The 24,100-nt window shown below is 71.9% G+C and carries 26 protein-coding genes; 12 read left to right on the plus strand and 14 right to left on the minus strand.

Translation table 11 applies throughout. The features are described from left to right. The first annotated feature begins 45 nt into the window (after positions 1 to 45). Complete coding sequence (locus ACFVW8_RS30015; protein WP_389695461.1) at positions 46 to 624, plus strand: dihydrofolate reductase family protein; 579 nt, start codon at positions 46 to 48, stop codon at positions 622 to 624. 2 nt (positions 625 to 626) lie between these two features. Here ACFVW8_RS30015 and ACFVW8_RS30020 read toward each other — a convergent pair whose 3' ends face one another. After that, positions 627 to 1,706 carry a serine hydrolase domain-containing protein gene (locus ACFVW8_RS30020; RefSeq protein WP_389695463.1) on the minus strand — a complete coding sequence of 360 codons (1,080 nt, stop codon included), beginning with the start codon at positions 1,704 to 1,706 and terminating at the stop codon, positions 627 to 629. Then, positions 1,703 to 2,602, minus strand: coding sequence for an IclR family transcriptional regulator (locus tag ACFVW8_RS30025; RefSeq protein ID WP_389695465.1), 900 nt, complete (start codon positions 2,600 to 2,602; stop codon positions 1,703 to 1,705). The genes ACFVW8_RS30020 and ACFVW8_RS30025 overlap by 4 nt, the downstream gene beginning before the upstream one ends. A gap of 54 nt (positions 2,603 to 2,656) precedes the next feature. Here ACFVW8_RS30025 and ACFVW8_RS30030 point away from each other — a divergent pair, with 54 nt between their 5' ends. The 5 genes from ACFVW8_RS30030 to ACFVW8_RS30050 are packed head-to-tail and all read left to right on the plus strand — an operon-like array spanning position 2,657 to position 7,770. Further along, on the plus strand, positions 2,657 to 4,231 hold the full coding sequence (locus ACFVW8_RS30030; RefSeq protein WP_389695467.1) for an ABC transporter substrate-binding protein: 1,575 nt from the start codon (positions 2,657 to 2,659) through the stop codon (positions 4,229 to 4,231). After that, positions 4,231 to 5,211 carry an ABC transporter permease gene (locus ACFVW8_RS30035; RefSeq protein ID WP_389695469.1) on the plus strand — a complete coding sequence of 327 codons (981 nt, stop codon included), beginning with the start codon at positions 4,231 to 4,233 and terminating at the stop codon, positions 5,209 to 5,211. The genes ACFVW8_RS30030 and ACFVW8_RS30035 overlap by 1 nt, the downstream gene beginning before the upstream one ends. After that, positions 5,208 to 6,116, plus strand: a complete 909-nt coding sequence (locus tag ACFVW8_RS30040) for an ABC transporter permease (protein WP_389695471.1) — start codon at positions 5,208 to 5,210, stop codon at positions 6,114 to 6,116. Before ACFVW8_RS30035 ends, ACFVW8_RS30040 begins: the two co-directional genes overlap by 4 nt. Further along, entirely contained in the window at positions 6,113 to 6,955 is an 843-nt protein-coding gene (locus tag ACFVW8_RS30045) for an ATP-binding cassette domain-containing protein (RefSeq protein WP_389695473.1), read from the plus strand. The genes ACFVW8_RS30040 and ACFVW8_RS30045 overlap by 4 nt, the downstream gene beginning before the upstream one ends. Continuing rightward, positions 6,952 to 7,770: an ATP-binding cassette domain-containing protein gene (locus tag ACFVW8_RS30050; RefSeq protein ID WP_389695475.1), complete on the plus strand. Its 819-nt coding sequence runs from the start codon at positions 6,952 to 6,954 to the stop codon at positions 7,768 to 7,770. Before ACFVW8_RS30045 ends, ACFVW8_RS30050 begins: the two co-directional genes overlap by 4 nt. Positions 7,771 to 7,778: 8 nt before the next feature. Here ACFVW8_RS30050 and ACFVW8_RS30055 read toward each other — a convergent pair whose 3' ends face one another. Continuing rightward, positions 7,779 to 8,735, minus strand: a complete 957-nt coding sequence (locus ACFVW8_RS30055) for an ROK family protein (RefSeq protein WP_389695477.1) — start codon at positions 8,733 to 8,735, stop codon at positions 7,779 to 7,781. A 41-nt stretch (positions 8,736 to 8,776) separates the two neighbouring features. Between ACFVW8_RS30055 and ACFVW8_RS30060 the strand changes: the two genes are divergently transcribed. Genes ACFVW8_RS30060 through ACFVW8_RS30070 form a run of 3 tightly spaced genes read left to right on the plus strand, consistent with a single transcriptional unit; the run spans position 8,777 to position 11,155 of the window. Continuing rightward, a complete protein-coding gene (locus ACFVW8_RS30060; RefSeq protein WP_389695479.1) occupies positions 8,777 to 9,592 on the plus strand; it encodes a creatininase family protein in 816 nt (271 codons plus the stop codon). A 34-nt stretch (positions 9,593 to 9,626) separates the two neighbouring features. Beyond that, positions 9,627 to 10,754, plus strand: a complete 1,128-nt coding sequence (locus tag ACFVW8_RS30065) for a mandelate racemase/muconate lactonizing enzyme family protein (protein WP_389695481.1) — start codon at positions 9,627 to 9,629, stop codon at positions 10,752 to 10,754. Further along, on the plus strand, positions 10,751 to 11,155 hold the full coding sequence (locus tag ACFVW8_RS30070; RefSeq protein ID WP_389695483.1) for a RidA family protein: 405 nt from the start codon (positions 10,751 to 10,753) through the stop codon (positions 11,153 to 11,155). The genes ACFVW8_RS30065 and ACFVW8_RS30070 overlap by 4 nt, the downstream gene beginning before the upstream one ends. A 67-nt stretch (positions 11,156 to 11,222) precedes the next feature. On the opposite strand, the gene ACFVW8_RS30075 is transcribed toward ACFVW8_RS30070, so the two are convergent. From ACFVW8_RS30075 to ACFVW8_RS30095, 5 genes are all read right to left on the minus strand, one after another. Beyond that, on the minus strand, positions 11,223 to 11,819 hold the full coding sequence (locus ACFVW8_RS30075; protein WP_389695485.1) for a hypothetical protein: 597 nt from the start codon (positions 11,817 to 11,819) through the stop codon (positions 11,223 to 11,225). A gap of 14 nt (positions 11,820 to 11,833) precedes the next feature. Beyond that, entirely contained in the window at positions 11,834 to 12,997 is a 1,164-nt protein-coding gene (locus ACFVW8_RS30080; protein WP_389695487.1) for an ROK family glucokinase, read from the minus strand. A 137-nt stretch (positions 12,998 to 13,134) separates the two neighbouring features. After that, complete coding sequence (locus ACFVW8_RS30085) at positions 13,135 to 14,028, minus strand: ATP-binding cassette domain-containing protein (protein WP_389695489.1); 894 nt, start codon at positions 14,026 to 14,028, stop codon at positions 13,135 to 13,137. Beyond that, positions 14,025 to 15,077, minus strand: a complete 1,053-nt coding sequence (locus ACFVW8_RS30090; RefSeq protein WP_389695491.1) for an ABC transporter permease — start codon at positions 15,075 to 15,077, stop codon at positions 14,025 to 14,027. The genes ACFVW8_RS30085 and ACFVW8_RS30090 overlap by 4 nt, the downstream gene beginning before the upstream one ends. Continuing rightward, complete coding sequence (locus ACFVW8_RS30095; protein ID WP_389695493.1) at positions 15,074 to 16,057, minus strand: sugar ABC transporter substrate-binding protein; 984 nt, start codon at positions 16,055 to 16,057, stop codon at positions 15,074 to 15,076. Before ACFVW8_RS30095 ends, ACFVW8_RS30090 begins: the two co-directional genes overlap by 4 nt. A 431-nt stretch (positions 16,058 to 16,488) precedes the next feature. Here ACFVW8_RS30095 and ACFVW8_RS30100 point away from each other — a divergent pair, with 431 nt between their 5' ends. Continuing rightward, a complete protein-coding gene (locus ACFVW8_RS30100) occupies positions 16,489 to 17,493 on the plus strand; it encodes a Gfo/Idh/MocA family oxidoreductase (RefSeq protein WP_389695495.1) in 1,005 nt (334 codons plus the stop codon). Positions 17,494 to 17,508: 15 nt separating this feature from the next. Here the strand turns inward: ACFVW8_RS30100 and ACFVW8_RS30105 are convergent, their stop codons facing one another. The 5 genes from ACFVW8_RS30105 to ACFVW8_RS30125 all read right to left on the minus strand — a co-directional run bounded on the left by ACFVW8_RS30105 (position 17,509) and on the right by ACFVW8_RS30125 (position 22,348). After that, positions 17,509 to 18,705 (minus strand): cytochrome P450, encoded by a 1,197-nt coding sequence (locus ACFVW8_RS30105; protein WP_389695497.1) that lies wholly within the window; start codon positions 18,703 to 18,705, stop codon positions 17,509 to 17,511. Between the two features lie 11 nt (positions 18,706 to 18,716). Further along, positions 18,717 to 19,136, minus strand: a complete 420-nt coding sequence (locus tag ACFVW8_RS30110; protein ID WP_389695499.1) for a PaaI family thioesterase — start codon at positions 19,134 to 19,136, stop codon at positions 18,717 to 18,719. Positions 19,137 to 19,150: 14 nt separating this feature from the next. Further along, the gene (locus ACFVW8_RS30115) at positions 19,151 to 20,329 is read right to left on the minus strand and encodes a cytochrome P450 (protein WP_389695501.1); all 1,179 of its coding nucleotides are present in this window, start codon (positions 20,327 to 20,329) and stop codon (positions 19,151 to 19,153) included. An 85-nt stretch (positions 20,330 to 20,414) separates the two neighbouring features. Next, on the minus strand, positions 20,415 to 21,134 hold the full coding sequence (locus ACFVW8_RS30120) for a response regulator (protein WP_389695503.1): 720 nt from the start codon (positions 21,132 to 21,134) through the stop codon (positions 20,415 to 20,417). Then, on the minus strand, positions 21,131 to 22,348 hold the full coding sequence (locus ACFVW8_RS30125; protein WP_389695505.1) for a sensor histidine kinase: 1,218 nt from the start codon (positions 22,346 to 22,348) through the stop codon (positions 21,131 to 21,133). Before ACFVW8_RS30125 ends, ACFVW8_RS30120 begins: the two co-directional genes overlap by 4 nt. A 146-nt stretch (positions 22,349 to 22,494) precedes the next feature. Between ACFVW8_RS30125 and ACFVW8_RS30130 the strand changes: the two genes are divergently transcribed. Further along, positions 22,495 to 22,698, plus strand: coding sequence for a hypothetical protein (locus ACFVW8_RS30130; protein ID WP_389695507.1), 204 nt, complete (start codon positions 22,495 to 22,497; stop codon positions 22,696 to 22,698). 23 nt (positions 22,699 to 22,721) lie between these two features. Here ACFVW8_RS30130 and ACFVW8_RS30135 read toward each other — a convergent pair whose 3' ends face one another. After that, complete coding sequence (locus ACFVW8_RS30135; RefSeq protein ID WP_389695511.1) at positions 22,722 to 23,645, minus strand: DMT family transporter; 924 nt, start codon at positions 23,643 to 23,645, stop codon at positions 22,722 to 22,724. A 151-nt stretch (positions 23,646 to 23,796) separates the two neighbouring features. Here ACFVW8_RS30135 and ACFVW8_RS30140 point away from each other — a divergent pair. Next, positions 23,797 to 24,100 (plus strand): TetR family transcriptional regulator (locus ACFVW8_RS30140; RefSeq protein WP_389695509.1); only part of this gene is annotated, 304 nt, incomplete at its 3' end.

The following is a 24,100-nucleotide window of genomic DNA, read 5'->3' on the forward strand; positions in this document are numbered from 1 at the left end:
CGTCCGTACATACACACACGGTCAACCGCACCCGAGGAGGACACCATGTCCGCCACCTACACGTTCGACGTCTTCTCCAGCCTCGACGGCTTCGGTGGCGCCGGCGGCGACTGGACCGGCTACTGGGGCAAACAGGGCCCGGAGCTCCTCGCCCACCGCCTCGCCCTGTACGGCGAGGAGCAGCGCATGGTCTTCGGCGCCCACACCTACCGCGCGTTCGCGCAGATGCTGGCCGCAAGCACCGAGGAGTCCGATGTACGTGATCCATGGGTCACGCGGATGAGGAGCCTGCCGGCCACGGTGGTGTCGACCACACTGCGGGAGCCGCTCGACTGGCCGGACGCGACGGTCGCGGGCGGCGACGCCCTGGATGTCGTCGCCCGGCTCAGGGAGGAGTCCGAGGTGCCGTTGCGCTCGCACGGCAGCCTGTCGATGAACCGGGCCCTGATGGCCGCCGGCCTGGTCGACCGCGTCCAGGTGACGCTCTTCCCCGTGATCACCGGCCGGACCGGGCTGGACCGGATCTTCGAAGGTGCGGCCGACTTCGACCTCGAACTCATCGAGCAGCGGACGCTCGACGGCCGCATCCAGGAGCTCGTCTACCGGCCCGCCCTGCATCCCTGAGCTCATCCGATCGCGTGGAACTCCCGTCGCAGCGCGGCGAACCCGCGCTCCGCGCGGCTGGGGTGGACGCGGTTCGTGAGCAGGATCGCGTAGCGGCCGGCCGCCGGGTCGAGCCAGAGGCTCGTGCCGGTGAAACCCGTGTGGCCGTACGACGCCGGGCCGAAGGTGCCGCCCACCGGGGAGCCCGCCGGGTCCTGCCCCTGCCAGGCCAGCGCCCGGCGCAGGTTCAGGTGGTCCGTGCGGGGGGCCGTCATCAGCGCGAGCGTGTCCGGCGCCAGGAGCGGCGGGCCGCCTCCGAGCAGCGACCGGGCAAGGCGCTCCAGATCCGCGAGGGTGGAGAAGATGCCGGCGTGCCCGGCGACGCCGCCGAGCACCACGGCGTTCTCGTCGTGCACCTCGCCGACGACGGTCCGGCCGCGCCAGGGACAGGCTTCGGTGGCCACCGCCCGTGCCCGGTCGGCGGGCCCCGGCCTGAAGCGGGTGCCGGTCAGACCGAGAGGGTCGCAGACGAGTTCGTTCAGCAGCTCGTCCAGGCCCTGGCCTGTGGCCTGTTCGGCGATGAGGCCGAGCAGTATGAACCCCTGGGAGGAGTAGGCGACATGGGTACCGGGCTCGGCGGCGGGCGGCAGTGCGCCGAGTGCCGTGAGCAGGGAGTCACGGCTGAGGTGCTCGCGGTACAGCGGGACGCCGCCGGGCAGCCCCGATGTGTGGTCGAGGAGTTGGGCGACGGTACGGCCGGCGTGCGGGCTGCTCCGGTAGCGGGCGAGGTGGTCTCCCACTGAGTCGTCGAGGCCCAGGACGCCACGGTCGACGAGGGCCATGACGACCAGACCGACGATCGGCTTCGTCACCGATGCCAGGTCCCACATGTCGTGGCCGTCCAGCGGCGGTCCGCCGAGCGCGCGGGTGCCGGTCCAGCCCCGGTCGTGGGGGCCCGTCGCGTCGCCGAGCGACCAGGCGGCGCCCGAGTAGAGACCGCGCGCCAGGCCGTCCTCCAGCACCCCCCGGCGGGCAGCCGGGGGCGGGGTCGTGCCCGTCCGGCCGTCGGGCGCCGACGCCGGCCGGCTGCTCTCGGCGCTCATCGCGTCTCCCCCGCGCCGTCGGTGCCGATCGCACTGCCCGTGGCGCTGATCCGCCGCTCCGGGTCCGCGACCAGTCCGAGCCGGGCACCCGACTCCGCGGCCACGCTCGCCGACACCGCGGCGGCGGCGGAGCGGACCGTGGGCCCGTACAGCTGCGCGGCCGATTCGTCGAGAGTGAAGGCGAGGCCGGTCAGCACGAGGGCTCCGACCGTGTGACCTACTGCGTCGCGCACCGGCGCGGCGAGCGCGCGCCGGTCGAGCCGGACGTCGGCGCCGTCGAAGGCGTAGCCGTCGCGGGCGGCGGCGGCCAGGGCCGCGTGGGCCGCGCCGTCGACGGGCGCACCGTCGGGGCCGGCCCACAGGGCCTCGATCTCCCCGTCCGGCAGGGCGGCCAGCAGGGCGATGCCCGCCGCGCCATCGGTCACCGGTTCACGGAAGCCGGGGCGCAGATCGAGCCCGAGCCCCTGGGCGGGCGCCCGGACGTCCAGATGGATCACGGTGCGGTCGTCGCGCACCGCGTACGAGGCGAACAGGCCGGTGCGCACCCGGAGTTCGTCGAGGACGGGCCCGACGCTGCGCATCGCCGCGTCGTCGGCGAGGACGCTCGCGGCGAGCCCGAGGAGCCGTGGCCCGGGCCGGTAGCTGCCACCGGTGGCCGGTTCGGCGTAGCCGGTGCCGGCGAGGGCGCGCAGCAGGCGGTGCACTGTGGGCTTGGCGAGACCCGTGGTACGGGCAAGGTCCGCGAGACGGTGCGGCGCCCCCGGCCCGGCGAGCGCCGCCAGAACCTCCATGGCCTTGTCCACCGGGCCGGGCGTGGGCGGCGCGGTGTCCGCCTGCGGGCCTGCGAAGGCGGCGGAGGACTGCTGCTGCGAAGGACTGTTGACCGATTTCCCCATGTGGCCTACCTTACCCGAACTGCATTCCATTCACCGGAACGAGCGTGTTGTCCAATGGAACGAATATGTGAAGAGGGCAGCGGGCCGCACGTCGGCTGCTCCCGCCGTTCGGCACTGCGTCTGGGTGGTCTCGCGGTGTCCGCCCTTGCAGTCCCCGCCCTGCTGACGGGGTGCGGCGCCCCGTCGGCCGGCTCTGCCGGCAACGTGCTGCGGGTCTCCCAGACCGGGGATCCCAAGACGATGGACCCGCACAAGCAGGGCGACATGACGTCGATGAACGCCCTGATCAACATGTTCGACACGCTCACCGCGCGAGGCCGCGACAACGCTCTCGAGCCGCGGATCGCCGTGTCCTGGAAGGCCGTCGAGCCGAAGGTGTGGCGGTTCGAGCTGCGGCGCGGTGTCACCTTCCACAACGGTGAGCCGTGCGACGCCGAGGCCGTCCGGTTCAGCATCGAGCGGCTCCTCGACCCGGCCACCAAGTCGCCCATCGTGGAGCTGCGTTACGTCGACAAGGTCAGCGTGGTCGACCGGTACACGGTGGACGTGCACACCTCGGTGCACGACCCGATCCTGCCCGCGAAGCTGTCGTTGTTCGGCGGCGTCGTGGTGCCCCCGCGCTATCTGGCCAAGGTGGGCGACGAGGGCTTCGCCGCACACCCGGTGGGCACCGGGCCGTTCACGTTCCGGCGCTGGCAGCGCGATCACGAACTGCGCCTCGCCGCCTACGACCACCACTGGCAGGGCCGTCCGCACGTCGACGAACTGGTCTTTGTACCCGCCCCCAACTCGTCGTCCGCGCTGGCCGCCCTGCAGAGCGGTGGCGTCGACATCGTGGCGGGCATGACCCCGGACGCCGCCGAGCAGCTGGCCGGATACCCGGGCGTGCGGATCGACCACCACACCGGCATCCGCACCTCGTACCTGTCCCTCGACACCCTGAGCGAGGGGCCGCTGCGCGACCGGCGCGTACGGCAGGCGGTCAACCACGCGGTCGACGTCCCCCTGCTGATCAAGGCGGTTCTCGGCGGCAACGCCACCGAGGTGCCGGCGATGATCCCGCGCGGCGCGTTCGGATTCGACGCGGCCGTGAAGCCGTTTCTGCGTTCGCTCTCCAAGGCCCGCGCACTGCTCGCCGAGGCCGGGCACCCCGACGGCATCAGTACCTCGATCACCGCCTCCAACCTGGACGCGAACGTCGCCGAGGCCATCTCGGGCCTGCTGGCGCACGCCGGAATCCGTGCCCGGGTCAACCTGCTCGACCCGGGCACCTACTCCCAGCGTCTGACCTCCAGCAACCACGGCGCACTCGGTCCGATGTACCTGGCCGCGTCCACCGTCTGGACGATGGACGGCGAGAGCATGCTCCAGTCGAACGTGCGCAGCGACCGGCGGCAGAGCCGCTGGCACAACAAGCGCGCCGACCGGCTGGTGGACCTCGAGGAGCTCTCCGTGGATCCGGCCGTGCGCCGTCGCGCCTTCTCCGAACTGCAGCAACTGATCAAGGACGAGGCGCCGTTCGTGCCGCTGTACCAGATCGACAACATCTACGTGCACAACACCCGGCCGAGCTGGACGCCCGGCGCCGCCGGAGTGCTGGACATGGCGAGCGCGAAGGTGACCGTGTGATGAGTCAGACCCTGACCGCGCCCGGTGTGCGGGCCGCCGCACCCAGCCGGGCCTGGACCGTACTGCGGCCGGCCCTCACGCGCCTGGGCACCGCGCTGCTGGTGCTGCTGTGCACCGCGACCGTCGTCTTCTTCCTGGTACGTCTGTCCGGCGACCCGGTGAAGGTGATGCTGCCGCCCGACGCCACCGCCCAGCAGGAGAGCGTGCTGCGGCACAGCCTGGGCCTGGACCGCTCCCTCATCGCCCAGTACCTGGACTACCTGTGGGGTCTGCCGCGTTTCGACTTCGGCAACTCCCTCTTCTACAACCAGCCGGTCCGCGAGGTCCTCGCCGACCGCATCCCGGCCACCCTGCTGCTCTCGGCCGGCGCCTTCGTGGTGACGCTGGTGATCGCACTGCCCGCCGGCACGATCGCGGCGATGTACCGCGGCAAGGCCGCCGACCGCGGCGTCATCACGGCCGTGCTGATCGGACAGTCGACGCCCGCGTTCTGGGTGGGCATCCTGCTCATCCTCGTGTTCGCCGTCGGTCTGCACGCGCTGCCCGCCTCCGGGTACGGCACGTTCGCCCATCTCGTCCTGCCGTCGGTCACGCTGGCCGTCTACTCGGTCGCCGTGGTCGCACGGCTGCTGCGCTCCTCGCTCATCGATGTGCTCGGCTCCGACCACATCCGCACCGCCCGCGCCCGCGGACTGGGGCCGGTGCGCACCGTGCTGCGGCACGGCATGCGCAACGCGTCGCTGCCCGTGGTGACGGTCGTCGGTCTGGAGGTCGGCAGTCTGCTCGGCGGCGCGATCCTCACCGAACAGGTCTTCTCCTGGCCGGGTGTCGGCCAGCTGACCGTGCAAGCCATCGCCAACCGCGACTTCCCCCTGGTACAGGGCACCGTGCTGCTGTTCGCCGTCACGTTCGTCGTGGTGAACCTGCTGGTGGACCTGTCCTACGGCCTCCTCGACCCGAGGGTGAGGAACTCCCGATGACCACCACCGTCCCCGCGCCCGCCGCCACCGCCAAGGCCCCGGCCGCCGCGACCCATCCGTCCGTGCTGCGCTCACTGCTGCGCAACCGCTTCGCCGCCGTCGCGCTCGGCTTCCTCCTGCTGATCGTCGTGTGCGCGCTGTGCGCACCGCTGATCGCTCCCGCCGATCCGAACGCCCAGAACCTCCTCGGCCGGCTCCAGCCGCCCGCCTGGCAGTCCGGCGGCAGCAGCGCCCATCTGCTCGGCACCGACCAGCTCGGCCGCGACCTGCTCTCCCGGATCGTCTACGGCACCCGGGTCTCGCTGCTCGTCGGCGCCGGCGCCGCACTTCTCGCCGGTGTCATCGGCACCGTCGCGGGCCTTGCCTCCGGCTACCTCGGCGGCTGGACCGACCGGGTCGTGATGCGCGTCGCCGACGTCCAACTCGCCTTCCCCGCAATCCTGCTGGCACTCGCCGTCGTCGGCTTCGTCGGCTCGGGGCTCGGCTACGTGATCCTCGTGATCGGCATCACCGGCTGGGTGTCGTACGCCCGTGTGGTGCGCTCCGAAGTGCTGTCGCTGCGCACCCGCGACTTCATCACCGAGGCCCGCGCGATCGGGGTCGGGGATCTGGCGATCATGCGCCGGCACCTGCTGCCCAACGTCATGGCGCCGCTGGCCACCATCGGCACCCTGCACATCGCGTCGGCCGTCGTCGCCGAGGCGTCGTTGAGCTATCTGGGCCTCGGCGTACCGAAGGAGACGGTGACCTGGGGCGGCATGCTCGCCGACGGACAGCTCTACCTGGGCACGTCCTGGTGGATCGCCGTCTTCCCCGGCATCGCTCTCATGCTCACCTCGCTGTCCATCAACATCCTGGGCGACGCCCTGCGCGACGTCGCGGACCCGAAGGCGTACCGCCGATGACCGACTCCACGACATCCGACTCCGCGCAGACCCCGCCGTCCGCGCCCGTCCTCGAATTCCGGGACCTGCGCGTCGACTTCGCGCTCGCCTCGTCGACCGTGCACGCCGTGCGCGGGGTCAGCTTCTCGGTCGCCGCCGGCGAGACCCTCGCCGTCGTCGGCGAGTCCGGCAGCGGAAAGTCGGCCACGGCCCTGTCCGCGATGCGCCTCAACCCCGAACCTCCGTGCCGGTACGCGGGCGGCCGGGTGCTGCTCGACGGCAAGGACGTACTCGCCCTGCGCGAGAAGGAGTTGCGCAGGATCCGCGGCGCGCGGATCTCCATGGTCTTCCAGGACCCGATGACCAGCCTCGACCCGTTGCAGCGGGTCGGCGACCAGGTCACCGAGGTGCTGCGGCTGCATGGCGACCACACCCGCGCCGAGGCCCGCCGGGAGGCGCTGACCGCGCTGGACGAGGTGGGCATACCCGACCCCGAACGGCGCTACGGCCAGTACCCCCACGAACTCTCCGGCGGTCTGCGCCAGCGCGTCATGATCGCCTCCGCACTCGTGGCGCGACCGCGCGTCCTCATCGCGGACGAGCCCACCACGGCGCTCGACGTGACCGTGCAGCGGCAGATCCTGGAGCTGCTCGTCCGGCTCCAGCGGCGCCACGGCATGGCCGTCGTGCTGATCACCCACGACCTGGGGGTCGTCGCCGAGACCGCCGACCGCGTCGTCGTCATGCGGCACGGCGAAGTCGTCGAGAGCGGCGACGTGCAGCAGGTCTTCAAGCGTCCCACCGCCTCGTACACACGCGATCTGCTGGCCGCCACTCCCCGACTGGAGCCCGTCGCATGAACACGACCCCGCTGCTGGAAATCGACGGACTGCGCAAGGAGTTCCCGGGCCGGCCGCCGAGCGTCGCCGTCGACGACGTCTCCCTCACCGTCCGTGAGGGCGAGACCTTCGCCCTGGTCGGCGAGTCCGGCTGCGGCAAGACGACCCTGACCCGGCTGCTGCTCCGACTGCTCGAACCGACCGCGGGCAGTGTGCGGTTCGACGGTACGGATCTGCTCGCCCTGAACGGTGCCGCACTGCGTCCGCTGCGCCGCCAGATGCAGGTCGTCCTCCAGGACCCGTACTCCAGCATGAATCCGCGACTGCGGATCGCCGACATCGTCGGGGAGCCGCTCGTCACCCACGAGGAGTGGGCGCGAGGACGGCGCGGCCGGGCCAGGGTGCGCGACCGGGTCGGAGAGCTCCTGGACGCCGTCGGCCTGGAGACGGACATCGTGGACCGCTACCCGCACGAGTTCTCCGGCGGGCAGCGTCAGCGCATCTCCATCGCGCGGGCGCTCGCCCTGGAGCCGCGCCTGGTCGTGCTCGACGAGCCGACCAGTGCGCTCGACGTGTCCGTGCAGGCCCGCGTCCTGGACCTGCTCGCCGAACTTCAGCAACGCCTCGGGCTGACGTACTTCTTCATCTCGCACAACCTGGCCGTCGTCCGCCAGATCGCCGACCGGGTCGCCGTGATGCGGCAGGGCCGCATCGTCGAGTCGGGCAGCGCCGACCAGGTGTTCACCGCCCCCGAGGACGCGTACACCCGGCGGCTCCTGGACGCCGTGCCGGTGCCCGACCCGGACCGCCGGATCCTGGGTGACGTCCCGGCATGAATCCCTTCCTACCGCCCCGACAGGACCAGGCCGGCCGCGCCGAGCAGCGCTCCCGTGTCCGCGGCCTCGCCGAGCACCACGGTGGGGGCCTCGCCGCCGCCGAGCACATCGGCGCGCAGCCGGGACTCCACCAGCGCCCGGAAGGGTTCACCGGCGTCGAGAGCCTCGCCGTGCAGCACGAACAGGCCGCAGGCGAACAGCTGCTGGACGGTGGTGAGGCCGAGCACCAGGTTCTCCGCGTACCGCACGACGAGATCGCGGGCGGCCGGATCGGCGGACGCCGCCAGGGCGCCGAGCGAAGCCGCCTCGGGGGCCAGGCCGTGCTCGGCGGCGCGTTCGCGCAGCCAGCGGGTCGTCGCCACGGTCTTCCAGCAGCCGCGCCGTCCGCAGGTGCAGAGCTCGCCGCTCGCGGTGACCGTCATATGGGCGCCGCTGCGGCCGCCGACCGGGGCGAGCACCTCCCCCTCGTAGAGGATGCCGACGCCCAGGACCTCGCCGGTGGCGACGGAGGCGAACGAACGGCGGCCGCGCCCCGCACCGAACCAGCGGTCGCCGAGCACCTGCACCCGTGCCCGGTGCTCGATCCGCACCGGAGCTCCGACCAGCCAGGCGAGCCGGTCGGCCACCGGGTAGCCGTGCAGTGCCGGGGCGTCATTGGCCTCGATGATCCGGCCCGCGGCCGGGTCCACCACACCGGCCGCGGCCACGCCGACGCCCAGCAGGGCCTGCCCGGCGAACACCTGCGCCACCTCCCGCAGCGCCGCGTCGACCACCGCCGGATCGGCGCTGCGCGCGTCGAAGCGGACCTGCGCCCGTTCGCGTACGGCTCCGGCGCGGGTGAGCAGCGCGGCCCGCACCAGTCCTGGCAGCACCTCTACGGCGCCCAGCACACCGACGTCCCGACCGGCCGGCTCGTCCGGCAGCGGATCGGGCACCAACCGCAAAGGAATACGTTCATGCGCCATGCGCCGACTCTGTCATGCCCCCGATCCGGGGAGACAGCGGTATGACCTACCGGAACCTGACCGAGTCCACCTGGCGCGAGACCCGCGCGGCCGGGGCCGACGCCATCGCCGTCCTGCCGATCGGTTCGCAGGAGCAGCACGCCGAGCACCTGCCGATGGGCACGGACACGATGCTCGCCGACGCCGTGGTCTCCCGCGCCCTGGCTCTGCTCGACGAGCGGGCCGCGGCGGGCGTGGACGTGCCCGCGCTCGTGCGGCTGCCGACACTGCCGTACGGGCACAGCCCGCACCATCTGTTCGCTGCGGCGCTGACGCTGTCCGCGCCGGTGCTCGGCATGGTCCTGGACGAGCTCCTCGACTCGCTGGCCGCCTGCGGCTACCGGCGGGTGCTCGTCGTCAACGGGCACGGCGGCAACGACGAGATCATGCGGCTCGCGGTCAAACGGTTCGCGCTGCGCGCCGACGTGACCGCGGCGGCCTGTTCGTACTGGACGCTCACCGACACCGGAGAGCCCGGTGCGGACGCGGAACCGGACGCGCAGGACGAGCAGCACGCCGAGCTGGTCCCCGGGCACGCCGGCTGGTTTGAGACGTCGCTGATGCTGGCCGCCCGGCCCGATCTGGTGCGTGCCGAGCGCGCCCGGCACGAGCCGGTGGAGCCGCCGGCGCTGTTCGACAAGCCGCCCTACCCCGGTCTGACCGTGGAGCGGCACGGCGAGTGGGAGCGGGTGGGCGGCGCCACGGACGACGCGGCCGGCGCCGACGCCGCGCACGGCGAGCGACTGCTCGACCGGCGCGCCCGGGGCCTGGCCCGCGCGGTGCTCGCCTTCGACGCCGCGTCACAGCCCCTCGCGTGACCCCCACTCCCCTTTCCCACCTAAGGAACCGTTCATGAAGATCACCGAGGTCGACGTCCACGTCGTCAATCTGCCGCTGGTCAACCCGTTCACCAGCTCGTTCGAGACGAAGACCGGGGAGACGCGCACCGTGGTGCGCATCAGGACCGACTCCGGCGTGGAGGGCTGGGGCGAGACGATGTGGGGCCGTCCGGTCGCCGCGATCGTCCGCGATCTCGCCGAGGACCTGATCGGCACCAGCCCGTTCGCCCTGGAGTCCTTCCACCGCCGCCATCACATGGTGCCGTTCTTCTACGGATACCTGGGTTACGCGGCGCTGGCGGCGATCGACGTGGCCTGCTGGGACGCCATGGGCAAGGCCACCGGCCAGTCGGTGACCGATCTGCTGGGCGGCCCGGTCCGCGACGAGGTGCCGCTGACCGCGCTGATCACCCGCGCCGACGCGCCCGGCGCCGATGCGGCCGGTCTGCCGGGCGCCCTGGCCGAGCACACCGAGCGCGTGGTGGCCGAGGGCGGTTTCACCGCCGTGAAGCTCAAGGGCACCAAGGACGTGCAGGGCGATGTCGCGATCCTGCGGGCGGTGCGCTCCGCACTGCCCGAGGTGAATCTGCGCGTGGACCCGAACGCCGCCTGGTCGGTCCCGGACTCGATACGCGCCGGTATCGCGCTGGAGGAGCTGGACCTGGAGTACCTGGAGGATCCGTGCGTCGGGATCGAGGGCATGAGCCAGGTCCGGCAGAAGGTGCGCATCCCGCTGTGCACCAACATGTGCGTCGTCCGCTTCGAGGACTTCGCTCCCGCGATGCGCCTCAACGCGGTCGACGTGATCCACGGTGACGTCTACAAATGGGGCGGCATCGCGGCGACCAAGGCGCTGGCCGCGCACTGCGAGACGTTCGGCCTCGGCATGAACCTGCACAGCGGCGGCGAACTGGGCATCGCCACGGCCGCCCACCTCGCGGTGGTCGCCAGCACACCGGTGCTGTCGCGCGCGATCGACTCCATGTACTACCTGCACGCGGACGACATCATCGAGCCGCTCACGCTGGACAACGGCAGTCTGCGGGTGCCGGACGGCCCGGGTCTCGGTGTCACCGTCGACGAGGACAAGCTCCGCCACTACGCGGAGGTCAACGCACGCGAAGGAGACCTGACCAAGTGACCACCCGCATCCCTCACCCCGGGCGCCGGGCCGTCACCACCGCGGGCGCGCCCGCGCCGGCCGGGGGGTACAGCCAGGGCATCGCGGCGGGCCCGTACCTGTTCACCTCCGGCTTCGGTCCGCAGGACCCGGTCACCGGCGAGCTGGGCGGGACCATCGAGGAGCAGACCCGCCAGGTGCTCGCGAACGTCTCCGCGCTCCTCGCGGCGGACGGGCTCACGCTCGACGACGTGGTGAAGGCGACGGTCCACCTCCATGACCTGCACCGGGATTTCGCCGGCTTCGACCGGGTCTACCGGGAGCACTTCGGCGACCCGCGGCCGGTACGCACCACGGTCGGCTCCGTGCTGATGAACATCCTCGTGGAGATCGACGTGGTGGCGCTGCGCCGGACCGTCTGATCCCCGGTACGCGAAGCGGGCCGTGCCGTCGGACGACGGCCCGGCCCGCGAGCCGTGCGGGGTCGGGTCAGGGGGTGGCGGCGGAGACGACGTAGACGACAGGGGCCGCGGGGTCCGTCATGTCGACGGTGATGTCCTGGGTGGGGCGCGGGTCCTTGTTGGTGTGCGTGGTGCCCGCCCAGGCGACGCCGTCGCCGAAGTACCAGCCCGCGATCTTCGCGTCGCGGGCGCCGACGGTGACCTTGCCCTCGGTCAGGGCGGCGCGGCCGGTGCCGACCTGGGTGAGGAACCGGTCGAGGCCGTTGGACGTCGTGCGGAACTGCGCGTACATCCGGCTGGCCTTCCAGTTGTTCGTCTCGTAGTACTGGACCTGCACGGCATCGCCGGGGATCGGCACCTCGAAGATCCGGCGCAGCATCCGGGACGGCCAGCCCTCACGGAGGCCCTGAGCGGCGGCCTCGGCCGCCTTGTCCTGGCCGGAGCGGCGGCTCTGTCCGGCGGAGATCAGCAGATATCCGGCCGGGACGCCGATGAGCAGCACGATGATGGTCGCCGTGATCAGGCGTCGGCGGATCGTTCTGCGCCTGTCCTGCGGCGGCCGTCCGTCGCCCTCGTCGGGGGGCGGGGACTGACGCGGCACGACGGGGTGCTCGGCTGCGGTCATGGGTCTGGGATTCCCTAGGAAGTGCGGGTGTTGCGCGTGTTACGGATGGTGCTCGCTGCCTGGTCGTAGATCTGTGCGTAGCGCTCGTACCGCTCCACGCGTCGGCGGTTGGTCCGGCGGAACCGGCGGGCCACCAGCCTGGCGAGGTCGGCGGCGCCGACCATACCCGCCTCGGGGCCCAGCTGCGCTTTCGCGATCCGCGCCTCGGGGCGGTAGCCGCGGCCGGTGAGCTGGCGTTTGAAGGCGTCCCTGGCCGGTCCGATCAGCAGGTCGTCGGCGGCGCTGACACCGCCTCCGATGACGAAGCAGGAGGGGTCGAGCGCGGCGGCCAGATTGGCGATGCCGACGCCGAGCCACTGGCCGATGTCCTGGAGGAGTTCGATGCACATCGCATCGCCCTCGCGGGCCAGTTCGGTGATGAGCGGTCCGGTGATGTCGGGGATGTTGCCCTTGACGCGCTCGATGATTCCGTGGGCCACCGGGGAGTCGGCCGCGGCCAGCTCGCGGGCCTCCCTGACGAGTGCGTTTCCGGAGCTGTACTGCTCCCAGCAGCCGCGGTTGCCGCAGGGACAGCGATGGCCCCCGGGCACCACCTGCATGTGTCCGAACTCACCCGCTACGCCGTATTTGCCGCGCTTGACCTGACCGTCCTCCAGGATCGCGCCGCCGATGCCCGTACCGAGGGTGATCATGACGAGGTGGTCCTCGCCGCGCCCCGCTCCGAAGCGCCATTCGGCCCAGGCGGCGGTGTTGGCGTCGTTGTCCACCATGACCGGGACGACCAGCCGGGAGGCGATGGCGTCGCGCAGGGGTTCGTCGCGCCAGGCGAGGTGCGGGGCGAACAGCACCTTGGAGCGGTCCGCGTCGACCCAGCCGGCCGCGCCGATGCCCACCGCGTGCACGTCGTGGCGGTCGGAGAGGTCCAGGACCAGCTCGACGATGGTGTCCTCGACGACCTTGGGGCTCTTGGACTTGTCCGGCGTCTCGGTGCGCAGGGTCTCCAGGATGGTGCCGTCGGCGTCGACGACCCCGGCCATCACCTTCGTCCCCCCGATGTCGATGCCGACGGTGGGGACCCGAGGCGCGGTGAGGTGCGAGCGCCGCTCCCGGGTGCCGACAGTCCGCAGGACGGTGGCGCGGGCGGAGCCGCGGTGTGTGAAGTCGCGGTACGTGCTCATCGTCCCTGGGGGGTCTGGAGTGGCCGGGGTCGAGGTGATCCCGGCGGCGGACGGCGCCCGTCGGCCCCGATTCTGCCATTGCCGGGGGGACGGGGCTGCCGCACGGGGTCGTCGGGGGCGGCGGGGCCGGCTCCCTCCTACGGGGAGACGTCCTTCGCCGGGGGGCCGGCCGGCGAGTCCGGTCCTGAGGTCCGCTGCAGCTCGTGGCTGAGCTCCTCCAGCTCGCTGCCGCCCGCCATCTGGCGGGTGAGCTCGTCCAGCGTGACACCGTCCTTGGTGTGGCTGGCGGCCATGGCACCCCGCTTGAGCAGGACGAAGCGGTCTCCGACGAGATACGCGTGGTGCGGGTTGTGCGTGATGAGGACCACGCCGAGTCCGGCGTCCCGGGCCGCCGCGACGTACTTGAGGACGACTCCGGACTGCTTGACGCCCAGCGCGGCCGTCGGCTCGTCCAGCACGAGCACCTTGGCGCCGAAGTGGACGGCCCGTGCGATGGCGACGCACTGGCGCTCGCCGCCGGACAGGGTGCCGATCGGCTGGTCGACGTCGCGCAGGTCGATGCCCATGCGCAGCAGCGCGGAGCGGGTCGTCTCGCGCATCAGCCGGACGTCGAGGCGCTTGAAGGGGCCCACGCCGGTCGTCGGCTCGGAGCCGAGGAAGAAGTTGCGCCAGACGGGCATCAGGGGGACGACCGCCAGGTCCTGGTAGACCGTGGCGATGCCCCGGTCCAGGGCGTCGCGCGGGTTGGCGAGCGTGGTCTCCTCGCCGTCCACCAGGAAGACCCCGGCGTCGTGCCGGTGCAGCCCCGCGATGATCTTGATGAGGGTGGACTTGCCGGCGCCGTTGTCGCCGAGGACGCAGGAGATCTCGCCGGCGTGCACCTCCAGCGAGACGTCCTCAAGGGCCTTGATGTTGCCGTAGTACTTGCTGACGTGGTCGAGCTCGACCAGCGCCCGCGGCCCGGCGCCCTGCGGCCCGGTCCCCCGCGGCTCGGTGTCCTGTGGCCCGTTCGGTGCCTTGGGGGCCGTCATTTCGTCGCCTCCGCGCGCTTGCGTACCCATGCGTTGAGCAGGGTGGCCAGGAGCAGCATCGCCCCGAGGAAGAATTTGAACCAGTCCGGGTCCCACTCCGCGTACACGATGCCCTTGCTGGTCATGCCGAAGATGAAGGCGCCGACCGCCGAGCCGATCGCGGAGCCGTAGCCGCCGGTGATCAGACAGCCGCCGATGACGGCCGCGATGATGTAGGTCAGTTCGTTGCCGACACCCTCGCCGGACTGCACCACGTCATAGCTGAACAGCAGGTGCTGCCCGGAGACCCAGGCGGCGAAGGCGACCCCGAGGTAGAGCCCGATCTTCGTCCGGATCACCGGGACGCCGACCGCGCGGGCCGCGTCGGCCCCGCCGCCGACCGCGTAGATCCAGTTGCCGAAGCGGGTACGGAGCAGGACCCACGTGGCGACGGCGACGAGGACGGCCCACCACAGGAGGGTCACCTTGAGTTCGACGCCGCCGACGGTCCAGTACGAGGCGAAGAGCTTGCGGGCCGAGGGGAAGCCCTCCATGTTGCCGATGGTCTTCGTCGAGACGGTCCCGCTGATCAGCTTGGTGAAGCCCAGGTTGAGGCCGGTCAGCATCAGGAACGTACCGAGCGTGATGATGAAGCTCGGCAGTTTGGTGCGGGTCAGCATGAAGCCGTTGAACGCGCCGATGGCGAGCGTGACCAGCAACGACACGAATACGCCGACCCAGACGTTGGCCGTCATCTGGTAGCTGAACATCGACGAGATCAGCGCGGAGCTGGTGACCATCACACCGGCGGAGAGGTCGAACTCGCCGCCGATCATCAGCAGCGCCACCGGCGCCGCCATGATCCCGAGGGTCGAGGCCGCGTACAGCACCGTGCCGAAGCTGGTGGCCCGCAGGAAGCTCTCGGCGACGATCGCGAAGAACAGGAAGACGGCCACCGCGCCGACGACCGACCCGAGCTCGGGGCGGCCGAGCAGTTTGCGCAGCGGCGAGGTGCGCAGCAGTCTCTCGTCCGTCCCGGCGGGGGACGACGATCCGGAGGCCGCGGTCATCGGGTTCCCCGGTTCGTGTACTCGGCCAGCTGGGCGGCGTCCTTCGAGGTGATGACCTGCGGGCCGGTCAGGACCGGGCGGCCGCCGCCGAGCACGTTGCGGTTGTAGCGGTAGAGCCAGAGCAGGTCGACGGCCTCGTACCCCTGGAGGTAGGGCTGCTGGTCGACGGCGAAGCCGAGGGTCTTGGCCTCCAGCTCGGTGGCGACCTTGGCGTTCAGGTCGAAGGTGTCGATCTCGGCCTTGCTGCCGGCGGTCTGCTTCGCCTTGACGGCGGCGTCCGCGAACGGCGCACCGAGGGTGACGACCGCGTCGATGTCCTTGTCGGCCTGGAGCTTCGCCTCGATGGACGCCTGGACGTCGGGCATGTTGGTGCCCTCGACGTAGAGGTTCTGCATCTCGCCGTCGAAGGTCTTCTTCGCCCCGGCGCAGCGCTGCTCGTGACCGACGTTGCCCTGCTCGTGCAGGATGCACAGGGCCTTCTTGCGGCCGCGGGCGTTGAGCTCGTCGCCGACGGCCTCGCCCGCGATGGACTCGTCCTGGCCGATGTGGGTGAGCGCGCCGTACTTCTTGGACTCGGCGGAGCCCGAGTTCACCGTGATCACAGGGATACCGGCCCGGGTCGCCTTGGCCACGACGGCCTTCATCGCGTCGGGCTTGGCGAGCGTGACGATCAGCCCGTCGACCTTCTTGTCGATGGCGGCCTGGACCAGCTGGGCCTGCTGCTGTCCCTCGTCGTTGTGCGAGTACAGGAAGTTGATGTTGTCCTTGCCGGCCGCCATCTTGGCGCCCTTCTGGACGATGTCCCAGAAGGTGTCGCCGTCGCCCGAGTGGGTGACCATGGCGAAGGTCCAGCGGGGCGTGTTCACCGCGGACCGGCCCTCGGCGGCGGACTGTGCCGCACGCTCCTCCGCCCGCTTGCCGCCGGTGCTGCTGCATCCCATGAGGGAGGCGCCGAGCACCGCCGCAAGCACGGCGCCCATCGCACGTACCCCTGTCCGAACCCTTGCCACGACTCCGTGCCCTTCTTGTGCTGCTCGTTGTGCTGCTGGTGGAGCCGGGGCCCGTACGGACCCGGCCCGGCTGGGCAAGTATCCCCGAGCCGCCGCCACGGTCGCCCGGCAGGGCGCGGCGCGTGTGTCGGGACGGGGCGCGTACGGCGCCGGGGCGGCCGATTGCCGCCGTCGTCACCGTACGAGAGAAGCCGGGAAGCCTCCGACACCGTACGGAAGTCGCCGGGCGCTGTCACCGTGCGGGACGCGGAAATCGAAGGAGTGGCGCGGGGCCGGCAGGGGCGGGAGCCGGATCTGCTCGTCGCGAGGGCGGGGCGCCGGTGTGCCGCACTCCGACACAGAGCCCGCGTTTGTCAGGACATACAGTTGACAGCGTTGCCGGTGACCGGCACGTTGGGTCCATGCGCATCGGACTCATCGGCACCGGCCGGATCGGCTCCTTCCACGCGGGCGTGCTGTCCCGCCACCCCTCGGTGAAGGCCCTGGTGGTGGCGGACGCCGACCCGGCCCGCGCGGCCTCGGTCGCCGGCCTGACCGGAGCGAGCGCCGTCGGCTCCGCAGCGGAGGTGTTCGGCGCGGGCGTGGACGCCGTGGTGATCGCCTCGGCCACCTCCGCTCACGCCGAGCTGATCGGCCTGGCCGCGAAGGCCGGGCTGCCCGCGTTCTGCGAGAAGCCGGTCGCGCTGGACCTGGCGGGCACCCTGGACGCGCTGCGCGCGACGGAACAGGCGGGCAGCGTGCTCCAGCTGGGCTTCATGCGCCGCTTCGACGCGGGGTACGCGGCGGCTCGCGCCGCCGTGCGCGCCGGGGCGCTCGGCAGGCTGCACACCGTCCGGACCGTGACCTCCGATCCGGCGCCGCCGCCCGCCGCCTATCTGCCGCTCTCCGGCGGGCTGTACCGCGACTGCCTGATCCATGACTTCGACATGGTGCGCTGGGTGACCGGCCACGAGGTGACGCGGGTGTACGCCACCGGCTCGGACGCCGGGCCCGCGATGTTCCGCGAGGCAGGCGACGTGGACACCGCCGCGGCCCTGCTGACCCTCGACGACGGCACCCTCGTCACGGCGACGGCGACCCGTTGCAACGGCGCCGGGTACGACGTACGGATGGAGCTGGCGGGCGAGCGGGACCAGCTCGCGGTCGGCCTCGACGACCGCACCCCGCTCACCTCGGCGCAGCCGCAGGGCCCCGCCGCCCCGGCCGAGCCCTGGCCCGGCTTCCTGGAGCGCTTCGCCCCGGCGTACGAGGCCGAGCTGGACGCCTTCGTCCGGCTGGTGCTGGGCGAGGCGGTCAATCCGTGCGACGGCCGGGAGGCCCTGCACGCCCTGCGGATCGCGGAGGCGTGCGAGGTCTCGCGCCGGGAGGGCCGGCCGGTGGAACTGACGGAGATTCCGGGGGCCTGAGCCCGCCCACGGCACTCACCACCTGACCGGCAGACCCTCCGGTCCCCGTATGAGCATCCCCGTCCGCCAGGTCAGCTCCTCCGGATCGGCGTCCAACGCCAGCTCCGGACAGCGCTCCAGGAGCGACCCGATCGCCACCGCGGCCTCGATGCGGGCCAGTGGGGCGCCCAGGCAGTAGTGGATCCCGTGGCCGAACGCGACGTGCCCCCGGGCGTCCCGGGTGATGTCGAAGCGGTCCGCGTCCGGGTAACGGTCCGGGTCGCGGTTGGCATCGGCCAGCGCGACGAGGACCAGCTCTCCGCCGCCCGGGATCACCGTGCCGCCTATGTCGAGCGGGCAGGTGGTGAAGCGGTACGTCGGGGTCTCGACCGGGCCCGTGTACCGGAGCGCCTCCTCCACCGCGTTGTCGATCAGGCCGGGGTCCGCGCGCAGCGCCGCGAGCTGTTCCGGATGGGTGAGCAGGGCGAGCACCCCGTTGGAGATGAGGTTCACCGTCGTCTCGTGGCCGGCCACGAGCAACAGCCAGGCCATTCCCATCAGTTCCTCGACCGAGAGCCGGTCGCCCTCCTCGTCGGCCGTGTGGATCAGCGCGCTCATCAGGTCGTCGCCCGGCTGTGCGCGCTTGTCGTCGACGAGCCCGGCCAGATAGCCGTTCATGCCGTCGGCCGCCGCGCCGCGCTCCGCCGCGTCGACGGAGGACACCACGATGTTGGACCACGCCCGGAACGTCTGCCGGTCCAGGAAGGGCACCCCGAGCAGTTCACAGATGACGGACATCGGCAGCGGGAACGCCAGCGACTCGACGAGATCGGTGCCGCGGCCGGGCAGCGCCAGCATCGTGTCGAGCAGTTCCTCCGTCATCTGCCGCACCCGCGGGACGAGTTGCTGCATGCGGCGCGGGGTGAACTCCCGGGTCACCAGCTTCCGCAGCCGGGTGTGCACGGGGGCGTCCGAGCTGAGCATGGACCTCCCCGAGGCGACCTGGCTCACCCCGAGGGCGGGCGAGGCGTTGCTCCACTCCTTGGAGAGCCGCTGGTCCGCGAGCGCCGCCCGGCCCTCCTCGTACCCGACGACGAGCCAGGCGTCCGTACCCTCCGGGATGCGGACCCGGTGGACGGGGCCGCGGGCCCGCAACTCGGCGTACACGGGGTACGGGTCGCGGGTGAACCGCTCGCCGAGCGCCGCGAGGTCGACTGTCGTTTCCGTGGTCAACTCGGTCTCCTTCAGGATGGCGTGGCACTCAGCACGGTGCCCTGGGCGACAGCGCACAGGGTTTCGGCGCCGTCCTCGCCCACGGCGAACAGATCGCAGCGCGCCACCGCCTGCCGTCGGCCGGTGTGGACGACGGCCGCCCGCGCGACGAGCACGCTGCCGGTGGCGGGCCGTAGGTACTGAATGGAGAAGCCGCCGGTCAGCACGGCCGGGCCGAGCGTCGTTCCGGCGGCGAAGGTGAGCGCGTTGTCGGCGGCGTAGGAGAGCACCCCGCCGTGCAGAAAGCCGTTCTGCTGCCGGAGTTCCTCGCGGCCGTCGATCTCCAGCGTGGCCGCGCCGTTGCCGAAGGCGGTGAGCCGCGCGCCGACGAGCCTGCTGAACGGCTGGCTGTCGAGCACCTTCTGCGCCGTCCCCAGGTCGAGCACCGTCATGACGTTCCTCTCTGTCACCAGCGCACGGGGAGCCTGCGCGCCCCGCGGATCAGCATGCCCGGCAGCCAGTCCGGTTCCCCGGCGTACGGATCGAGCACGAGTCCGGGGCAGCGTTCCAGCAGGGTCCGGATCGCGATGCGGCCCTCCATCCGGGCCAAGGGCGCGCCCAGGCAGAAGTGGATCCCGTGCCCGAAGGCCAGGTGCCCCTGCGTCTCGCGGCGGATGTCGAAGCTGTCCGGCTCCGGATAGCGGCCCGGGTCGTGGTCGGAGCCGGCCAGGGACACCAGGACCGGGTCACCGGCCGCGATGACGATGGAGCCGATCGTGACGGTCTCCCGGGCGAAGCGGAAGGTGGCCGTCTCCACGGGGCCCTCGTAACGGAGCATCTCCTCGACGGCCCCGTCGATGAGTCCGAAGTCGGCCCTCAGGTCAGCCAGTTGCCTCGGGTGGTCGAGCAGCGCCCGAACCCCGTTGGAGATCAGATTGACCGTGGTCTCGTGACCCGCGACGAGCAGCAGGAAGGCCATGCCGACCAGTTCGTCGGACGACAGAGCGTCGTCGTCCTCGTACCGCGCGGCGATCAGCGCGCTCAGCAGGTCCTCGCCCGGCGAGCGCCGCTTGTCCTCGATCAGTTCGGCGAGGTAGCCGCCCATGGCGCGCACCATGTCGCTCTCCTCCTGCGCACCGGCCGGGGAGACCACCGCGTTCGACATCACGCGAAAGGCGTCCCGGTCCAGGTCGGGCACGCCGATGAGCTCGCAGATGACGGTCATCGGCAGCGGGAACGCGAGGGCGTCCACGAGATCCGCCCGGCCGGCCGGCAGCATCGCGTCGAGCAGTCCGTCGGTGATCTGCTGCACCCTCGGCCGCAGCGACTCGATCCGGCGCGGGGTGAACTCCCGGGCGACCAGCTTGCGCAGCCGGGTGTGGTCCGGGGGGTCCATCTCCAGCATGTTGGCGTTGATCGGGTCGCCCGTGCCCGCCTGGCCGGGCAGCGTCCGCCAGTCCTTGCCGAACCGCTGGTCGGCCAGGACCGCGCGCCCCTCGTCGTATCCGACGACGAGCCACACCCGGTCGAAGTCATCGGTCCGGATGGTGTGCACCGGACCCTCGGCGCGCATCTTCGCGTAGTACGGGTACGGATTCGCGGTGAAGTCCGCCACTCCGCGCAGATCTGCATCGACATCGGACATGGGCCCGCCCTCCCGGTCTGATCGGGCCGGCCGCCAGGACCGGCCTGTTCAGCGTATGCCGCCGGGGCCGGTCCGGGCGGAGGGTTCAGGACAGGCCGGGTCCGTCGTCGTCCTCCAGGAGGCCCGCGTCGTGGACCAGCAGGGCGATCTGGACCCGGTTGTTGAAGTCGAATTTGGCGAGAATCCGTGACACCTGGGTCTTCACCGTGGCCACGCTCAGATAGAGCGCGGCAGCGATCTCCGCGTTGGAGCGGCCGTGCCCGACGGCGATCGCCACCTCGCGTTCCCGTTCGGCGAGCAGGGTCAGGCGCCGGCGGGCCCGTTCCGCACGGTCCTGCCTCTCCTCCCGGCCGGGGCCGGCGGCGCGGGCCATCAACTGCCGGGTGACCGCGGGTGACAGGACCGGGTCACCGGCCGCAACCCGTCGCACGGAGTCGACGATCTGGGCCGGCGGGGTGTCCTTGAGCACGAAGCCGGCGGCTCCGGCACGGATGGCACGCAGGACCTGTTCGTCGGCGTGGAACGTGGTCAGGACGATGATCTCGGGGGCCTCCGGACGGCCGCGCAGCATCTCGGTGGCGGTCAGCCCGTCCATCACCGGCATCCGGATGTCCATCAGGACCACGTCCGGACCGAGCTGTTCGACGAGTGCGGCCACCTCACTGCCGTCGGCCCCCTCCCCCACGATGTCGATGTCGGCGGCGCCGCCGAGCATCAGGGCGAGCCCGGCCCGCACGAGCGGGTCGTCGTCGACGATGAGCAGCCGCACGGGCCGGCCGGCAGGGGCGGGAGTCGGGGTGGTCATGACGACCACGGTAGCCAGGCCCGGACCCCGAACCCGCCGCCCGGTCCCGGGCCGTGGTCGAGCCGGCCCCCGGCGAGGGTGGCGCGCTCGGTCAGACCGATGAGCCCCTGCCCGGATCCGGGTACCTGCTCGAAGGGCTCGGTGGGGGCCGGGTTGCGCACCTCGACGGTGATGCCCTGCCCCGGCCCGCCGCTGACCGTGACGGTGACCTCGGCGCCGGGTGCGTGCTTACGGGCGTTGGTCAGGCCCTCCTGCGCGATGCGGTAGACGGTGCGGCCGGTGGCGGCGGGCGCTGCCTCAGGGTCGGTGAGGCCGTTGTCGAGGGTGACCTTCATCCCGGCCAGCCGGGACTCGGCGACCAGTGCGTCCAGCGTGGCGAGGGTGGGCTGCGGCCGGTCGCCCTCGTCGTCCCGGGGGCTGCGCAGCACGCCGATGATCTCGCGGAGGTCCTGGAGCGCCTCGTGCGCGCTGTCCCGGATGACCCCGGCGGCACGGGCCACCTCGGCCGGGGGTGCGTCGGGCCGGAATTCCAGGGCGCCGGCGTGGACGCTGAGCAGGGTCAGCCGATGGGCGAGGACGTCGTGCATCTCGCGGGCGATGTCCTCGCGGGCCAGCCGCTGTGCCTGTTCGGCGCGGAGTCCGGCCTCGGTCTCGGCGCGCCGGGCGCGCTCGCGCAGGGTGACGACGAGCTGGCGTCTGGAACGGACGACCATGCCCCAGCTGAGCACCAGCAGGATCAGCAGCACGCCGATGACCGTGGACGCGATGAACGAGGTACTCGGGTCGGGGCGCAGATAGGGCTGGATGGGGGCAACCGCCAGGGCGCCGGCGCCGACGAGGGCGACGGGTCGGAACGGCCGGTGCACGGCCACGCTGAACAGCGCCACCAGCAGGGCTCCGGCTGCGACGGGCTCCACGGTGGACACCACCGTCAGCGCCACGGCGAGACCGACCGGCCATCGCCGCCGCACCCACAGCGCGCAGCAGGCGGCAGCGCCGATCAGCGAGTCGACGAAGACGATGCCGTCCGGTGTGCTCTGGTCGGCGTCGATCGCGGCGACGGTCACCATCCCCAGTCCCGCGGCGCAGAGGAACGCCACGATGTCGACGACCCAGTCGCGCACGGTACGGCGGGAACGGGTCCCCCGGTCGCCGGGCAGCTCGGGGTCGGCCATCGCCGAGGGCAGCAGCCAGGGATACTCCGTGCGCGTCATATCGGCAAAGCTACGCAGCGGATTCCCGGCTGCCGGTGGTTCGGGTCCGAGAGGCGACCAAAGTCGGGCAAGGAAAGACTTTCGGCCCAGCAGTGCAGACGACCGGCCGACGCGGGGGCGGCTGCCCGCACGCCAGGCTCGCTTCCATGAAGAAAATCTGCGAGACGGTCGGCTTCCTGGTGTTCGTGCAGGGCGTCGCCGGACTGCTCCATGAATGGATCGACTGGTTCAGCTTCTTCAGTCTGGTGCCGCGACTGCCGTTCATCCGCGACTACTCGCTGTTCGTCAGCATCGTGCTGGTGGTGACGGGGGCCGCCGTCATGATCGCGTCGGACTCGGTCAAGGAGTAGCCGGGGCCGGGGAACGGGGGAGGTCAGGGAGTGGTCGCGTCCGCGCTGCGGCGCCCCCAGGCCGTGCCCGCCAGCACCAGGAGCGCGCCCGCCACTCCGGGCAGACCCAGCCGTTCGCCGCCGATCGCGATGCCGACGGCGGCGGCCCAGAGGGGTTCGGTACCGAGCAGGAGGCTGACCCGGGACGGCGAGGTGCGGCGTACGGACCACATCTGCACGAAGAACGCGAAGAGCGTGCAGAAGACCGACAGGAAGAGCAGCCCGCCCCACTCCCGGACGCCGAACCCGGCCGCGACCGACCACGGTGACTCACCGGTGCCGGGAACGGCGGCCAGGAGGGCGAAGACGGCGACTGCGCTGCCGAGCTGGACGGTGGTCAGCGACAGCGAGTCCGCCGACCGGACGGACTTGATACGCGCCATCAGCAGGACGTGAAGGGTGCGGGCGAGGGCGGCGAGGAGCATCAGCAGATCGCCCGCGGAGGGAGTGGTGAATCCGCCGCCCTGGGTCAGCAGCACCACACCGGCGACGGAGAGTCCGGCGGCGGCGAGGAAGGCCCCGGTCGGCCGGACCCGGGTCACCGCGGCCTCGGCGAGCGGAGTGAAGATCATGGTGAGGCTGATGATGAGCCCGGCGTTGGTCGCCGAGGTGTGCACGATGCCGTACGTCTCGACCAGGAAGATCCCGCTGAGCACCAGGCCGAGCAGCCCCGCGCCCCGCCATTGGGCCGCGCTCAGCGCCGCAAGCCGGCGCCGTCCGGCGATCACCAGGACGGGCAGCACGACGGCGAACCTGAGCACGAGGACGGCGATGACGGTCTGCGCCGTGGTGATGCCCTTGGCGGCGAGATAGCTGGAACCCCAGACCACCGCGACCAGCAGCACGGGCAGATCGGTGAGCCACGCCCGGCGCGGCGGGGCGAGGGAGGGCACGGCGATCGAGGACACCCGGGTCTCCTGGTTCTCCACAGGCATGGTGTGGAGACCTCACTGGCTCGCACGCGGAACGATCACGGTACCGGCCGCACTCCTAGAATGGCGAGCCCGGGACCGGTCCGACCGCGGCCGTCCCGCACCTCACCGAGCACGGAGTCGCCAGATGGCGGGAGCACGCCAGGACGGAAGGGTCGAACGGGGCAACCGCACCCGGCAGCTGGTCCTCGCGCACGCGGCGGCGGTCGCGTCGGTGGAGGGCCTGGAGGGCCTCTCGCTCGGCCGGCTCGCCACCGAGCTGCGGCTGAGCAAGAGCGGTGTGTTCGCCCTCTTCGGCTCCAAGGAGGAGCTCCAACTGGCCACCGTGCGCGCCGCGGTCGCGGTCCACGACGAACATGTCGTACAGCCGGTGCGGGCCGTTCCCGCCGGGCTGGGGCGGATCCGGGAGCTGTACGAGCGCTGGATCGCGT

The sequence above is a fragment of the Streptomyces sp. NPDC058221 genome (assembly GCF_042882365.1).
Taxonomy (GTDB): Bacteria; Actinomycetota; Actinomycetes; order Streptomycetales; family Streptomycetaceae; genus Streptomyces.